Origin of the sequence: Streptomyces sp. S186 (assembly GCF_051603415.1) — a bacterium.
Classification (GTDB): Bacteria; Actinomycetota; Actinomycetes; order Streptomycetales; family Streptomycetaceae; genus Streptomyces.
The window spans coordinates 6,692,851-6,707,961 of the sequence record NZ_CP193932.1; the positions used below are offsets into that span (position 1 = coordinate 6,692,851).

The following is a 15,111-nucleotide window of genomic DNA, read 5'->3' on the forward strand; positions in this document are numbered from 1 at the left end:
CGGCGCGTCGCACGAGCGCGTGGAAGGAGCACTAGCAGTGGGCGAGGGGTACGCATGACCGACACCGGCCAGGTCCCGGGTCAGGGACAGCCGGAGAACGCAGGCGGACACCGCGGGCAGCCGCAGGCCGTTCCCACCCCTGCCGACCCCGGACCCAGTCAGCACCCGGGCGATTATCCCTACCTCGGCCCGGCCGACGGCGCCGTCGAGGACGACGACCTGCTGATGCCCGGTACCCAGGGTGCCTGGAGCGAACAGGGCGCCCAGCAACCGCCGCAGCCCGCCCAGCCGCTGCCCCCGCCGCAGGCCGTACCGCCGCAGCAGACCGCGCCGTTCGATCCCGCCGCCGGCTACGCCCCGGCCGGCGACCACGAGACCGGCGGCCGGGACTCCGGTTCCGTCGACCTCGGCGCCGTCCGCGCCCCGCAGCCCACCGTCCCCCAGCAGGCCCGCGCCCACGCGGCGGCCGCACCCCGCCGCCCGCTCCACATGGGCCCGCCGGTCCCCGAGGCGACCGGCGGCGTGGTGCGTTCGCTGGCCGACCGGGGGCCCGCCGAGGCACCCCAGCAGGCCGCCCGGCAGCCCGCCCCGCCGACCGGCGGCCCCGAATACCTCGACGTCCCGGCCGAGGCCCCGCAGGCCGCACCGCTCCCCGACGAACAGCCCGACGCCGCGCAGGCCAACGCCGCACAGACCGACTCCGGACAGCCGGTCGAGCCGCAGCCCGCCGGTGGACAGCCGGTTGACGACGGGGCGGCCGCCGCGCAGGCCCAGGCCGCGCCCGCCCAGCCGCACCCGGGGGCCGTCCCCGCGGCGGCCGCGCAGCAGGAGCAGCAGCCCGCGGCGGTGCCGCTCGGCCGGCAGCCCTACGAAGGCCAGACGTACGCCGAGCAGTCCTACGGGGCCGCCGGCCAGGGCCCGTTGCCGGGCCCGCAGTTGGGCGAGATCCCGTCGCACACGCCGGCCCAGGCGCAGCCGTGGGGCGCGACGTCCGGCCAGGCCGCGGCGACGCCCGTCGCGGAGCCGACGGCCGCACCGGCTGCCCCCGCCCCTGCCGCCGGAACCGGCGCGGAAACGGCCGTGCCCGAGGCCCAGCCGCCCGCCCAGGAGGGTGCACCGGGCGCCGACCAGGCGCCGGCCGGGCAGCCGCAGCCCGTGGCGACGCCCGCCGAAGGCGCGGTTTCCGACGAGGACGGGGCCGCCGCCCCCGACGTCGCGGAGCCGGGCGAGAACGCCCAGGAGGCCGCCGCCCAGGCTCCGGCCCAGCCTCAGCACCAGGCCCCGGCGCCGGATACCGCGGCCGAGCAGCCACAGGCCGCCGCCGCGGAGGCCCCCGAGGCCGCGGTGGCCGAGACCGCGGCGGCCCCCGCCCCGGAGGCCGTCGCCCAGCCGACCGTGCCCGAGCCGGCCGTCGCTCCGGACGCCGCGGCCCCGCAGCCGGCCGCCGGCGCCCCCGCCGCGGCCCAGGACGTCCCCGAGGCCGCGCCCCAGCAGCCCGAGGCGCCGGCACAGGAGGACGCCCCCGCGACCCCCGAGGCCGCCGCCGCGCAGCCGGCGCCGGCACAGGCCCCCGCCGAAGCGCCCCAGGCTCCGCAGGACGCGGCCGGGCCCGCTGCCGCACAGCCCGCCGGGCAGCCGGCTCCCGACGCCCCGGCCCAGGCCCAGGCCGACCAGCCGCAGGCCGAGGCCGCGGCCCCGCAGCCCGCCCCGGAGGCCCCCACGGACACCGCCCCTGCCGCCGCGGCGCAGCCCGAGCAGCCCGCCGGGGAGCAGGCCACCGAGCCGCAGCCCGCCGAGGCCGCCACGGTCGTCCCGGCCGAGGGCGCCGCCGCCCCCGAAGCCGCGCCGGCGCCGGCGGACGCCGTGACCGCCCCCCAGGCCGCCGACGCCCCGCAGGCCCCCGAGGCGGCACCCCAGCAGCCCGTCATAGAGGCGGAGAAGCAGCCGCAGGACACCGGAGCCGCGCAGCCCCTCGCCCCCGAGGACGCCACGGTCCCGCAGCCCACCACGGAGGCGGCGGCCCCGCAGCCCGCCCCCGAGGGCGAGCAGCCCGCGCCTGCCGCCGCCGACGCCCAGGAGCCCGCCGCCGAGCCGGCCGAGGCCCCCGCCCCGCAGGCCGCCGACGCGCCCACCGGACAGGAACCCCGGCCCGCCGCGGACGCCCCCGTCCAGCCCGAGGCGGCGGCCCCGCAGATCCCCGCCCCGGCGACCGCCGAGCCGGTGCCCGGCCCGCAGGAGCCCGCCGCCGACCAGGCACCCCAGGCCCCCGCGGCCGCCACCGACGCCGTTCCGGCCGGGCCCGCCCCGGCCGGGGCCGACGCCCTCCCGCACCAGCAGGACGACGCCCAGTTCGTCGAGCACGCCGAGGGCGACGACGCGCACCCGGCCGAGGCCCCCACCGCCGAGCCCGCGCCCGCGACGGCCCCCGCGCCCGGCTACGACGACTCCGAGCGCGCCGCCGTCCACCGCGTCATCCGCGAACGCCGCGACATCCGCAACGGCTTCCGCCCCGACCCGATCCCCAACGACGTCCTGCTGCGCGTCCTGGAGGCGGCCCACACCGCCCCCAGCGTCGGCCACTCCCAGCCCTGGGACTTCGTCGTCATCCGGTCGGACGAGACCCGCGCCAAGATGCACGAGCTGGCCATGCGGCAGCGCGACGCCTACGCCAAGTCGCTGCCCAAGGCCCGGGCCAAGCAGTTCCGCGAGCTGAAGATCGAGGCCATCCTCGAAACGCCGGTGAACATCGTCGTCACCGCCGACCCCACCCGCGGCGGCCGGCACACCCTCGGCCGGCACACCCAGCCGCAGATGGCCCCGTACTCCTCCGCGCTCGCCGTCGAGAACCTCTGGCTGGCCGCCCGCGCCGAGGGCCTGGGCGTCGGCTGGGTCAGCTTCTTCGACGAGCGCGAGATGGTCCGCGAACTGGGCCTGCCCGAACACCTGGAGATCGTCGCCTACCTCTGCGTCGGCTACGTCGACGAGTTCCCGGACGAGCCCGAACTCCTCCAGGCCGGCTGGTCCAAGCGCCGCCCGCTCTCCTGGGTCGTCCACGAGGAGACCTACGGCCGCCGCGCCCTGCCCGGCGAGGACCCGCACGACCTCCTCCAGGAGACCCTCGCCGGCATCCGCCCGCTGGACGCCAAGGCGCTCGGCGAGGCGTGGGAACGGCAGAAGCGGATGACCAAGCCGGCCGGCGCGCTGGGCATGCTGGAGATCATCTCCGCGCAGCTGTGCGGCCTGTCCCGGAAGTGCCCGCCGCCGATCCCGGAGCCGGCCGCGGTCGCGATCTTCGCCGGCGACCACGGCGTGCACGCCCAGGGCGTGACCCCCTGGCCCCAGGAGGTCACCGGCCAGATGGTCGCCAACTTCCTGGGCGGGGGAGCGGTCTGCAACGCCTTCGCCAACCAGGTCGGCGCCGAGGTCTGCGTGGTCGACGTCGGCGTGGCCGGCGACCTCCCCTCCACCCCCGGCCTGCTGCCCCGCAAGGTCCGCCCAGGCACCGCCGACTTCACCCAGGGCCCGGCGATGACCCAGGACGAGGCCCTCAAGGCCATTGAGGTCGGCATCGAGACCGCCCGCGACCTCGTCGCGGCCGGCAACAAGGCACTGCTGACCGGCGAGATGGGCATCGCCAACACCACCTCCTCGGCCGCCCTGATCGCCGTCTACACCGGCGTCGACCCGGCCGAGGTCACCGGCCGCGGCACCGGCATCAACGACGAGACGCACGCCCGCAAGGTCGACGTCGTCCGCCGCGCCCTGGAGTTCCACCAGCCCGACCCGGCCGACCCGATCACCGTCCTCGCCGCCCTCGGCGGCCTGGAGCACGCGGCCATGATCGGTCTGATCCTCGGCGGCGCCTCGCTGCGCACACCGGTGATCCTGGACGGCGTCAGCGCCGGGGCCGCCGCCCTGGTGGCCCGGGCCATCGCCCCCGAGGCGCTGGCCGCCTGCATCGCCGGCCACCGCAGCGCCGAACCCGGCCATGTCGCGGCCCTCAACAAACTCGGCCTGCGCCCGCTGGTCGACCTCGACCTGCGGCTGGGCGAGGGCACCGGCGCACTGCTCGCCCTGCCCGTCGTGCAGAGCGCCGCCCGCGCCATGCACGAGGTCGCCACCTTCGACTCCGCCGGAGTCACCGAGAAGAGCTGACACCGGGCCCGGCCCGAAGCCCGGGCCGCCCCCGCATGACCCCCGGCCCGCAGCCTCCTAGGGCGTGTCCGATGGGTCATGGCCGGGGTCGCGGCGTCTGGCACGGCACTTCGCCGCGTTGCCGAACCGTCCCGATAGCTCCGCTATCAAGACGCTCCGGCGCCTTGCGATGCACCGCACCAGACGCCGCGACCTTTCCGCCCCTGACCCATCGGACACGCCCTAGGCTGTGGGCCGGGGCGTACGTCCCGCCCGGGCCGTACCACCCCTCAGCCGCTCCGGCGTCGCAGCGACTGAACGGTCGTCGAACTCGCATCACCGCACAAGGAGCCACCCCGCCATGGCCGAGCCCGTCGCCGAACCCGCTGCCTACCCCGTCGGACTGCGGCTGTCCGGCCGCCGTGTGGTCGTCCTCGGCGCCGGCCAGGTCGCCCAGCGCCGGCTCCCCGCACTTCTCGCCGCGGGCGCCGACGTCCTGCTGGTCTCCCCGTCGGCCACCGCCTCCGTCGAGGCGATGGCCGACGCCGGCGAACTCCGCTGGGAGCGCCGCCGCTACCGCCCCGGCGACCTCGACGGCGCCTGGTACGCGCTGATCTCCACCGACGACCCCGAGGCCAACGCCGCCGCCTCCCAGGAGGCCGAGGAGCGCCGCGTCTGGGCCGTCCGCTCCGACGACGCCGAGGCCGCCACCGCCTGGACGCCGGCCACCGGCCGCAGCGAGGGCGTCACCGTGGCCGTCCTCACCGGCCGCGACCCGCGCCGCTCCGCCGCCGTCCGCGACGCCATCGTCGAGGGCCTGCGCGACGGCAGCATCGCCGCCCCGCACCACCGCCGCCCGCACACCCCCGGCGTGGCGCTGGTCGGCGGCGGCCCCGGCGACCCCGACCTGATCACCGTCCGCGGCCGCCGCCTCCTCGCCGAGGCCGACGTCGTCATCGCCGACCGGCTCGGGCCGCGCGATCTGCTCGCCGAACTCCCGCCGCACGTCGAGGTGATCGACGCCGCCAAGATTCCCTACGGGCGGTTCATGGCCCAGGAGGCGATCAACAACGCCCTGATCGAGCACGCCAAGGCCGGCAAGGCCGTGGTCCGCCTCAAGGGCGGCGACCCGTTCGTCTTCGGCCGCGGCATGGAGGAGGCCCAGGCACTCGCCGACGCCGGCATCCCCTGCACCGTCGTCCCCGGCATCTCCAGCACCATCTCGGTCCCCGGCGCCGCCGGCATCCCCGTCACCCACCGCGGCGTCGCCCACGAGTTCACCGTCGTCAGCGGCCATGTCGCCCCCGACGACGAGCGCTCCCTGGTCGACTGGCCCGCACTGGCCGCGCTCCGCGGCACCCTCGTCGTCCTCATGGGCGTGGAGAACAGCGGCGCCATCGCCGCCAAGCTCATGGAATGCGGCCGCCCCGCCGACACCCCGGCCGCCGTCGTCCAGGAGGGCACCACCGCCGCCCAGCGCCGGGTGGACGCCACGCTCGCCACCCTCGGCGAGACCGTACGCGCCGAGGGCGTCCGCCCGCCGGCCGTCATCGTCATCGGCGACGTCGTCCGCCTCGCCCCCGCCACCCCCGCCCGCTGACCGGAACCGCTCCCCGGCCCAGGCTCCCCGACTCCGACAAGGCACTCTCTCCCCGTGGCAGAAATCATCACCGTCGATGACCCGGACGACCCGCGGCTGGGCGACTACACCGGCCTCACCGACGTCGAGCTGCGGCGCCGCCGCGAACCGGCCGAAGGGCTCTTCATCGCCGAGGGCGAGAAGGTCATCCGCCGCGCCCGGCACGCCGGCTACGAGATGCGCTCCATGCTGCTCTCGGCCAAGTGGGTCGAGGTGATGCGCGATGTCATCGACGAGGTACCGGCCCCGGTCTACGCCGTCAGCCCGGACCTCGCCGAGCGGGTGACGGGCTATCACGTGCACCGCGGCGCCCTCGCCTCCATGCAGCGCAAGCCGTTGCCGGCGGCCGCCGAACTCCTCGCCGGCGCCCGCCGGATCGCGGTCATGGAAGCGGTCAACGACCACACCAACATGTGTGGAACAGCATCATACCCAAGCGCGCAAGGGGCTCTGACCTGCGGAAACGTGGCGCCACCTCGTCGGATCGCCCTCCTGGAGGGCATCGTGGACCACGCGAACCTGGGCACGGTGTACCGCAGCGCTGCCGCCTTGGGCATCGAGGCCGTACTGCTGTCGTCTGACTGTGCCGATCCGCTCTACCGCCGCGCCGTGAAGACCTCCATGGGTGCGGTATTCACCATTCCGTACGCTCGACTCGAACCCGGCCCTCGGGCCCTGGAATCGGTCCGCGAGGCAGGCTTCCGACTCCTCGCTCTGACCCCCGACGAGAGGGCCACACCACTCAGCGAAGTCCATAGCGAAGAACTCGGGAAGTTTGGAGTGATGCTCGGTTCGGAGGGACATGGTCTGTCCCGAGATTGGTTGCGCGCGGCGGACGAGTGGGTGCGGATCCCGATGGCGCACGGGGTCGACTCCCTGAACATCGCGGCAGCTGCCGCAATCAGCTTCTACATCCTTTCCTGACACTCGCTGACTTCGGGAGCCCTATCGGGCTAGGCGCAGTGCCTACGCCTGCGGTCTACGCGTTCAGCCACTCGACGGTGACGACGACGGAGGTCGGGGACTACGGCACTGACGGAGATCACTTATTTCTGATGTGCACTATTCCTCGGTCGGTGCGTCGCGGCCTGCGAACGCCCGCAAGTGGAGCCTGGGTGGCCCGGAGTCTGCGAGCCACTGCAGTCGGTTGTCCTGCGCAGCGATACCGTCGCGAGCCAGCTCGCACCAGTCCTCACGGTCAAGGAGCGAGAGGTAGGCGGCGAGGATCGCTTGGCGCGGTGTCGTGTTGTTGCCGAGGTTGTCCGGCGCCGCGGCAGTGAGGTACTTGGCCAGCATCGCAGCGACGACGAAGCGCTCGATGGTCGGCGCGAGCAGGCCAAGTTGCCGGACATGCGCTTCCAACACGACTGCGGCATGGGGGTAGTGCTCAAGGGTTTGGCCCATACCTTCGCAAAAGGTCATCACATGTAGCAGTCGACCCGCGTGGTCGAGGACCTCACTGTCACCTTCGAACTCAGAGAGCGCCTCGTACAGCCTGGCGACGACGGCGACCTTGCCGGCGCAGTAGCCGTTGAGGAAATCGCCGTCGATGGATCTGCGCAGGAGCCAGGGCCGTGCGCCTGGATCTTCGAGGCGACAGAGTGCTTCCACCACATAGACACGGCCCCAGCCGGAGACACGCTCCGCCAGCCAGAGCAGCGACTCCGGGTGCCCCGGGAGTCGCTCCAGTGCATGAGCCGCCGGCGGCCCGAACTGGTTGGAGAGCAGTCCGATCGTCTGGATCAGCGGGATGTCGTCCTCGGTGCCCACTGCGGCAAGCAGGGCGAACCCGACGGTGACTGAACATCGATCGGTCCCGTGACGGACGAGCCACCTTCCGGCCTCTGCCGGACCCGGTCGACGTCTGTCCGCTGGGCCGCGTCAGAGATGTGGTCGTTGTGGAAGATCGGCACGTGGACGTCGTGGAATGCGTCGGCCAGCTCGCTGGGCGGGTCGAGCGGCTGAGCGAAGTGCTGGTCCAGGATGCGGGCGACCCGGGCGCCTTCAATGCGGCGGTTCCTCGGCGGCTTCGGCCGTGGCTGACGACGATGTAGTGCGTCGTCCGGGTAGGGCTCGCCGTCACGTGGGAGGGGCGCGTCGGGGGCCTGTTGATGCAGCCGCAGTGCGTAGTCGAACAGGCTTGTCTGTGGTTCGGGCAGCCCGTGCGCGAGGGACGCGCTCACAAGCGGGTGGAGGGCTCGATTCTCTTGATCACGGCACCCGGTCTCTGAGCGGGCGACCTGTTCTCGGACCGACACTCTGGTCGGTGGTATGAGGGCTGGCAGGCTAGCTCCAGCTTCACGCGGTGCTTCTAACCTCACCCGTCGCCTGAGATGTCCTCGTGACGGAGGTCCAGCAGTTCGGCGTAGCCCTACATGACGAGCCGAACGTCTCTGGACTCCACGACATGCCGCTGCTCATCCGCCCGCGGGCGAGCCAGCAGCGGAAAAATGTCGCTGCTGCCCGGGGACTGGTTGTCAGGCATGAAGTTCTGATCCACTCGCCTTGGCGATCCACACGGATGGCCTTCCGCTGTACAGAGCGTTTCGCCTGCCGGAATCTGGCGATGTGACCAAGATCTTTCTCTTTGAACCTTTCTTGGGTGTGCCACCTGCTGGTCGACTAGTATGACCGGACGGCCCGTCAGAAGACTGTCGGGTAAGGGGCGTTGCACAAGTCACGTGGAACGTATGGGGAACAGTCTGAAGGGGTGGGCGTGGCACGCCTTGAGCCGTTACGTGACGTTTGTGTTCCGCGGGACGACGTCCTCGCCGGTCGATTAGCTGACAACCACTTTGCGGCGCAGCTCGACAAGATCGTGCGCGATCCGGAGCGCTACGCTGTCTACGGGGACGCCGAGACGTTCTTCGAACTGACCTACCCGACGACGGGTCTGAAGTCGATGCTGGCCAGGACCTTTGGGCGCGTCACCCGCGCATCCGGTGACCTGGGCGAGAACGGTGTGCTGCGGGCCGAGACCTCATTCGGCGGAGGAAAGACACACTCGCTCATTGCCGTCTACCACGTGGCCAAGGGCGCCCGCCCCTCCAACCTCGACGAGTTCGTCGACCCGGCGCTGCTGCCTGATGATCCCGTGCAGATCGCCGCAGTTGTGGGCGATGTCCTCGACCCTGTGAACGGTGTGGAGACCGGAGGCCACCGCTCGTTCACTCTGTGGGGAGAGGTTGCAGCCCAGCTCGGCGACGACGCATGGCAGGTCCTCAAGGACTCCGATGCGGCTCGTACAGCGCCGGGCACGGAGACACTGCGCAAGGTGATCGCTGGTCGTCCGACCATCGTGATCATCGACGAGATCGCCCACCACCTTCGGCAGCTCACCGCCTCTGGGGACGACGCAGTTCGCCGGTCGGCCGGCCAGGTGCCTGTCTTCCTCAAGAACCTCTTCGAGATCGCCGCGGCGGACTCGAACCTCGTGGTGATCGTCACCCTTGCCTCTGCCGCCGATGCGTACGGTCGAGAGACCAACGAGCTTGCTCAACTGCTCGACGAGACGACCGGCACTGCCGCTCAGAATCTTGCGGAAGCCCACTCGAATCTCGCCCGGGTTGGGAAGGTCGTCAAGCCAGCGACCGACACCGAGATTGCCGAGATCCTCAAGCGACGGCTGTTCGAGTCTGTCGATCAAGAGGCTGCCAAGGCTGCAGGCGAGGCGTATCAGGAGCTGTACGAACAGCTCGGCCGTCACCAAGCTCTGACCGGTGGCGCAGAGTATCCCGTGAAGTACGGGAAGCAGGTGGAACGTTGTTATCCGTTCCACCCCGAGCTGATCCGCGTCCTTGACCAGCGACTTGGTGACATCCCGAACTTTCAGCGCGCTCGCGGAGCCCTGAAGCTGCTGGCTGAAGTTGTAGCCCGAATCTACGAAGCGGGCAGCGACGCGGGGATCATCAACGTTGCTGAAATCGACTTCGGCCGATCCGAGGTTCTCAATCGTCTTACCGTCGCCATCGATCGAGGCGCTTTCGAGGGAGTGGCCAAGGCGGATCTGGCCGGCTCTAGCTCGCACGCAGCCAGGGTTGACGCCTCACGGTTCGCAGGGCGCACCCCCTACGCCACCCGCGCTTGCCGGACCGTCTTCGTGCACTCGCTGGAGCTCAAGGCTGGAGTAGGGGCTGCCCGCCCGGAATACCTGCTGGGAACGCTGCGCCCGGGGGAGGAGCCCGAGCTGCTGGACGAGGCGCTCAGCGAAGCCGAGCAGGTCTGCTGGCACCTTACCTACGACGGAACCCGCTGGCGCTTCCTGACCGAGCCCAATGTCAACAAGATCGTCGAGGACGAGAAGCAGAACGTCCCCAACACGACGATAAGAGTTGAAGTCGAAGACCTGATCCGTCGCACCTTCACCTCGGAAGGTAATGCGGAGGTGGTGCTCTTTCCGGAGAGCGCTGGCGCGATTCCCGATGAGCCCAAACTTCACCTCGCGGTCCTTCACCACGATCATGTGTCTCTCCGTGCTGGAGAGACCGATAAGCCTCCCGCGCCCGTCGCCGACATGCGGGATCACGCAGGTGCGGTTGGCACGCTGCGGGTCCACCGCAATGGCGTTGTCTTCGTGGCGGCCGACGCCGAGCAGATCGAGGTCCTCCGCAGCCGCGTGGCGACGTCGATCGCGGTAGAACGCATCCACAGTGATACGACACGCATGGCTACCTACTCCGACCAAGTCAGGGACCGCATAGTCAAGCTCCGTGACCGGAGCGGCCTGGAAGCTAGGGTCGCGGTCACCCGTTGCTACAAGCACGTCTACTTCCCCGTCAAAGACCAGAACAGCGCTCACCTGCGCCACCGGGAAATGCCCCTAGACCAGCAGGGGAACGCTAGGTCGGCGGTGCGCCTCGTCCTGCAACTTCTCCACGACGAGGCCAAGACCCGCAGGGAGGCCATTCCGTACGCGTGGCTCAAGGCCCGGGCGTGGGACCGACCGGAGCGGACGACCACGAAGGCCGTAGCGGACTGGTTCTGGCGCGACCACAATGCACCGATAGTGCTGGACAAGACGCTCATCAGCGACGCCATCAAGGCGGGGATCCGCAGCGATGGATGGGTTTATTACGACACGCGCGCAGAGCGGCCGTGGACGTCCGATGGTGCTACACCCAATGTCGAGCTCTCCGCGACATGCGAACTGCTGACCCGTGCCGAGGCGACACTGCTGGGGCTGCTGGCCAGACAGCCAAATCAGTCCGATGTCGCTTCGCTGTGCAACCGCACCATCACCGGTCCGGAGCTCCGGGCCGCACTGGAACAGAGGTGTGGCGGAGAGCCGACCAAATCAGCGGTGGCGGAGTTGCTCGCCGACGCTGTCCGTAATGAGCGGCTGACAGTCGTGGACCAGGAGCCGACGGCCGGACTGAAGGCACTGGGTGTAAAAGAAATCAAGGAACGTAGCCTCGACACCTTCACCGTTCTGCCCCGGCCCGAGGCGGAACGGATAGGGATCGAGTTCGGAGTCGTGCGCAAGCGAGCTAAGTTGGAGCGCGATTCGGGGCCGCCCGGGGTTGTCCTTCAGCGGATGCTCGACCGGCTCGCCGACGCTGGAACGGGGTTGCGTTCCCTCTCCCTGACCGTCACTGCGGATGAGGCACGCAAACTGCAAGACGTCGACTTGATCATCTTGGGGCTGGGGCAGCTCCCGCGCCATGACATCAGCGTGTATGGACAGTTCGATGCCGAATTCCCTGGCATGACGGGCGGACTCAACGTCGAAGTGAACGGCGGGAAAAGGGATTTCCAGTCCCTTTCCTCCAAACTCGTCGGGTTGCTCAAGTACGCATCAGAGGTGTCCGGCCAACTGCGGTGGGACGTGTCCTTCAACGAACCCGTAAACCCTGATGACTCGGCTCTCCAGCAGGTTGTCACCGTAATCCGTAAACTCGGCCCCGCCGAACTCACGGTGGAAGGAAAGCTCGCACAGTGAGCACCGTCGTACGTCTGGTCCGTCCCGACGCTTCTCCGGGGGTGCGAGCCTTCCGGCTCACCGTCCGTTCCCCGGAAGGCTCCTACACCGACGGGTTTGCGGTGACGTTGGAGGAGACGTACGGGCGGCTGGCCTCCACTGTGGCGCAAGCCGATGCCGGCCAGGTGCAACGAGCGCTTGAGGCCGTCGTCTCTGCTGTCCGTGACTCCGGCCACCGCCCGAGTGTTCTGGCTCCGCACCGTCGGAAGCCGATTCAACTCGAGGAGGAAGCGGGCGTCCGCCTTGCGCTGACCCTGCTGGCCATAGCTCCTCTCTCCCGAGCGGATCGGGTGCATGCCGTGACAAGCGGAATCGCAGGTATGTCGGTCGAGGAGACGTACTACTGGTACGCCCTCACGACCGGCGCCTCAGCCCAGCGCGCCCGCAAGGCGCTACGTGTCTACCTCTCGGGGGCCTGAACCTTGACCACCGACCTCATCTCGCCGAAGCGCTTGCTCATCGAAGAGTGGCTTCCGGTGCGTGAACTGGGAATCGAGTCCCGGCGGGAGCGAGCCGCGGCCTCCGCACTGCCACCGCTCTCGTTCCTTCACGTCTGGTGGGCAAGGCGCCCCTTGGTTGCGTCGGCCGGCGTCGTCCTCGCTGGGCTCCTGCCGGCGTGGTCTCCTCAGCTTGCCGAAGAGTTCCCGGGTGCACCGCAGCTCGCCAGCGTCGAGGCGTACCGGAAGTGGTTGCTGCACCTCTGCGGAATTTGGGGTGACCCGGTCACAGCGCGAGCTGCGCTGGATCGAGCCAAGGTTGAGGGCATCAAGCTGGATGGCAACGGATACGGTTACAAGCAAGCCTTCCGTAACCACCCGGATCGCGCCGCTATCGACCTACTTCACCAGGTGCTGAAACGAACGTGGGGTGAAATCCCTCCCGTCGTTGACCCAACTGCTGGCGGCGGCTCCATTCCATTCGTAGCAGCTCGATTGGGACTTCCGACCTACGCCAACGATTTGAATGGCGTTGCCGCATCTGTCCTTCGGGCTGGTGTGAAAATTACCGCCGACCACGGCTTGAAGCTTCTTCCAAACCTCAAAAAGTGGGGCGACATCCTGGTCGCTCGAGTTCGTGAGCGACTGAAGCCTTTCTTCCCGCTACGAAATGACGAGAGGGTCGTCGCCTATATTTGGGCGCACGCCGTAGCCTGCCCTCGCACGGGGCGAATGGTGCCGCTCGTCACCGACTGGTGGCTGCGGAAGGAAAAAGGCAAGGAGGTTGCAGTCCGTCTGGTTAAGAAGGCCGACGGTGTTGAACTTCGTGAACCGCGATTTGAAGTGGTGCATGGTTCGGCTATCAACTTCGACCCAGCCAAGGGAGTCATGTCCCGCGGTTCCGCCGTGAGCCCGTACGACGACCTGGTCATTAGCGGAGATTACATCAAGGCTGAAGCTCGGGCGGGACGTATGAGCCAGGTTCTCTACGCGGTGGCAATCCGCCTGCCGGGTGGGAAGAGAGATCTTCGCGCTCCGGTTGAGGCTGATTTGAATGCAATTCGTGAGGCCGAAAAGGAACTGGAGAACCTTCGTCCGGCGTGGGAATCTCAGGAGCTTCTTCCTGTAGAGCCTATTGATGCGGTTAGTAATTATGATCGTGGTCACCGCCTGTATGGCATCAACACCTGGGCGGAAATGTTCTCGAGTCGGCAGCTCCTCACGCATGTGGTATTCGCTGAAGAATTCCAGCGAATTGCATCTGAAATTCGTGACGAACTCGACACGGAGACGGCCACTTCCGTGCTGGCCGAGCTGGCCATCATGCAAGGGACGGCGCTGAACTATAATGCTCGATCGTCATCCTGGGACGTTTCGCGTCAAAAGATGCGCAGTGTATTCGATAAGCACAATTTTGCGTTCAAATGGACCTTTGCTGAGTCCGAGGGGGCCGAGGCGCTCTATGCATGGTGCCTCTATCAGCTCACGGATGCCTACGAGAAGCTGGCCCGGCTCTTCGAGAACACGGGACTCCAGGTTGCTCCTGGACAGGCATTGCCTCGCAGCATCACGGTAACCCAGGGGAATGGTGCGGATCTCAGGCACCTGAGCGACGAGTCCATGGCGCATGTATGCATGGACCCTCCCTATTACGACAACGTTATGTACGCCGAGTTGGCAGACTTCTTCTACGTCTGGGAGAAGCGGACTCTCGGGCGAGTGCTGCCTGAGTATTTCGCCGATGAACTCACCGACAAGGAGAACGAGGCCGTAGCGAACCCTGCGCGGTTTGCCGCTTTTGGGCGCAAGAAGAAACAGCTCGCTGATGCCGACTATGAAGCGAAGATGACCGCGGTCTTTGCTGAATGTCATCGAGTTCTACGGAGCGACGGCGTTTTGACCGTCATGTTCACACATAAGCGGGCCGAGGCTTGGGACACGCTTGGTATGGCCTTGCTCGAAGCCGGATTTACCATCGAGACTTCGTGGCCCGTGAACACCGAGTCGGAAAACTCCCTGCACCAAGCAAATCTGAACTCTGCGGCGTCAACGATCATGCTGGTATGCCGCAAGCGGGGCACTGCCGACGCAACTGAGCAAGTCTTCTTTGAGGACATCGAATCCGAGGTACGGCAAGCAGCCCGGGACGCTCTTGTCCGGTTCGAACGCTCCGGCCTGTCCGGGGTGGACCTCATGCTGTCCACCTACGGACCCGCCATGTCCGTGATCTCAGGGTACTGGCCTGTTCACTCCTCGCAGGCCAGTGAGGATGGTTCGGTCCGCCTCCTCCGCCCGGAGGAAGCACTCAGCACGGCCCGTAATGAGGTCTCCCGGCTCCAGCTCAACCGGATCGTAGGTCATACCGCCCAGTTCGAGCCCTACACGGACTTCACACTCCTCGCCTGGCATACGTTCCGCGCAATCGAGTTCGGCTTCGACGATGCGCGGCGGCTCGCCCTCAGCACCGGCGGTCTTGATGTGGACCAACTCGTCCGCGCCAAGATCGTCGAGAAGAAGGCCGGTACTGTCCGGCTGCGCGAACCGAAGGAACGCATCGCTCGAGGAGGCTCCGCAGGCAAATTCGGTGTGGACCCAGCCGCCGAGCAGTTCGACCACCCGATCGATGCCGTGCACACCGTGTGCTACATCGCCGACATGGATGGCCTGACTGCCGCCAAGGTCTTCCTCGACCGTACGGGACTGGCGACGGACCGCGGATTCCGCGACTGCTTCCAAGGACTCGTCAATGCAGTCCCTCGCGCGCGAGGGGAGGGGGACTGGGTCGTTCCCCTGGCCGGCATGCTGGACCGTCTTGCCGCCGCGTATCTGCCCGATGTTGTACTGCCCGAGCTGCCAGCAGAGCGACGCACCTTCGTGCAGGGTGACTTCTACTCCGAGGCCGGGTAGGGGGCGCAGACAGTGCC

The 15,111-nt window shown here is 68.9% G+C and carries 8 protein-coding genes; 7 read left to right on the top strand and 1 reads right to left on the bottom strand.

The window, feature by feature from the left end:
• The first annotated feature begins 54 nt into the window (after window positions 1-54).
• From cobT to ACRAS8_RS28900, 3 genes are all read left to right on the top strand, one after another.
• Window positions 55-4,155, top strand: coding sequence for a nicotinate-nucleotide--dimethylbenzimidazole phosphoribosyltransferase (gene cobT / locus ACRAS8_RS28890; protein WP_438488924.1), 4,101 nt, complete (start codon window positions 55-57; stop codon window positions 4,153-4,155).
• A 340-nt stretch (window positions 4,156-4,495) separates the two neighbouring features.
• Window positions 4,496-5,734, top strand: a complete 1,239-nt coding sequence (cobA, locus tag ACRAS8_RS28895; RefSeq protein ID WP_438488925.1) for a uroporphyrinogen-III C-methyltransferase — start codon at window positions 4,496-4,498, stop codon at window positions 5,732-5,734.
• Window positions 5,735-5,788: 54 nt separating this feature from the next.
• Complete coding sequence (locus ACRAS8_RS28900) at window positions 5,789-6,697, top strand: TrmH family RNA methyltransferase (protein ID WP_438488926.1); 909 nt, start codon at window positions 5,789-5,791, stop codon at window positions 6,695-6,697.
• A gap of 138 nt (window positions 6,698-6,835) precedes the next feature.
• Here ACRAS8_RS28900 and ACRAS8_RS28905 read toward each other — a convergent pair whose 3' ends face one another.
• The gene (locus ACRAS8_RS28905; protein ID WP_438488927.1) at window positions 6,836-7,543 is read right to left on the bottom strand and encodes a hypothetical protein; all 708 of its coding nucleotides are present in this window, start codon (window positions 7,541-7,543) and stop codon (window positions 6,836-6,838) included.
• 143 nt (window positions 7,544-7,686) lie between these two features.
• Here ACRAS8_RS28905 and ACRAS8_RS28910 point away from each other — a divergent pair, with 143 nt between their 5' ends.
• From ACRAS8_RS28910 to ACRAS8_RS28925, 4 genes are all read left to right on the top strand, one after another.
• The gene (locus ACRAS8_RS28910) at window positions 7,687-7,827 is read left to right on the top strand and encodes a hypothetical protein (RefSeq protein WP_369356106.1); all 141 of its coding nucleotides are present in this window, start codon (window positions 7,687-7,689) and stop codon (window positions 7,825-7,827) included.
• Window positions 7,828-8,489: 662 nt separating this feature from the next.
• Window positions 8,490-11,711 carry an ATP-binding protein gene (locus ACRAS8_RS28915; RefSeq protein ID WP_438488928.1) on the top strand — a complete coding sequence of 1,074 codons (3,222 nt, stop codon included), beginning with the start codon at window positions 8,490-8,492 and terminating at the stop codon, window positions 11,709-11,711.
• Window positions 11,708-12,169, top strand: coding sequence for a DUF7680 family protein (locus ACRAS8_RS28920; RefSeq protein ID WP_438488929.1), 462 nt, complete (start codon window positions 11,708-11,710; stop codon window positions 12,167-12,169). The genes ACRAS8_RS28915 and ACRAS8_RS28920 overlap by 4 nt, the downstream gene beginning before the upstream one ends.
• 3 nt (window positions 12,170-12,172) lie before the next feature.
• Complete coding sequence (locus ACRAS8_RS28925; RefSeq protein ID WP_438488930.1) at window positions 12,173-15,094, top strand: DUF1156 domain-containing protein; 2,922 nt, start codon at window positions 12,173-12,175, stop codon at window positions 15,092-15,094.
• Window positions 15,095-15,111: the final 17 nt, after the last annotated feature.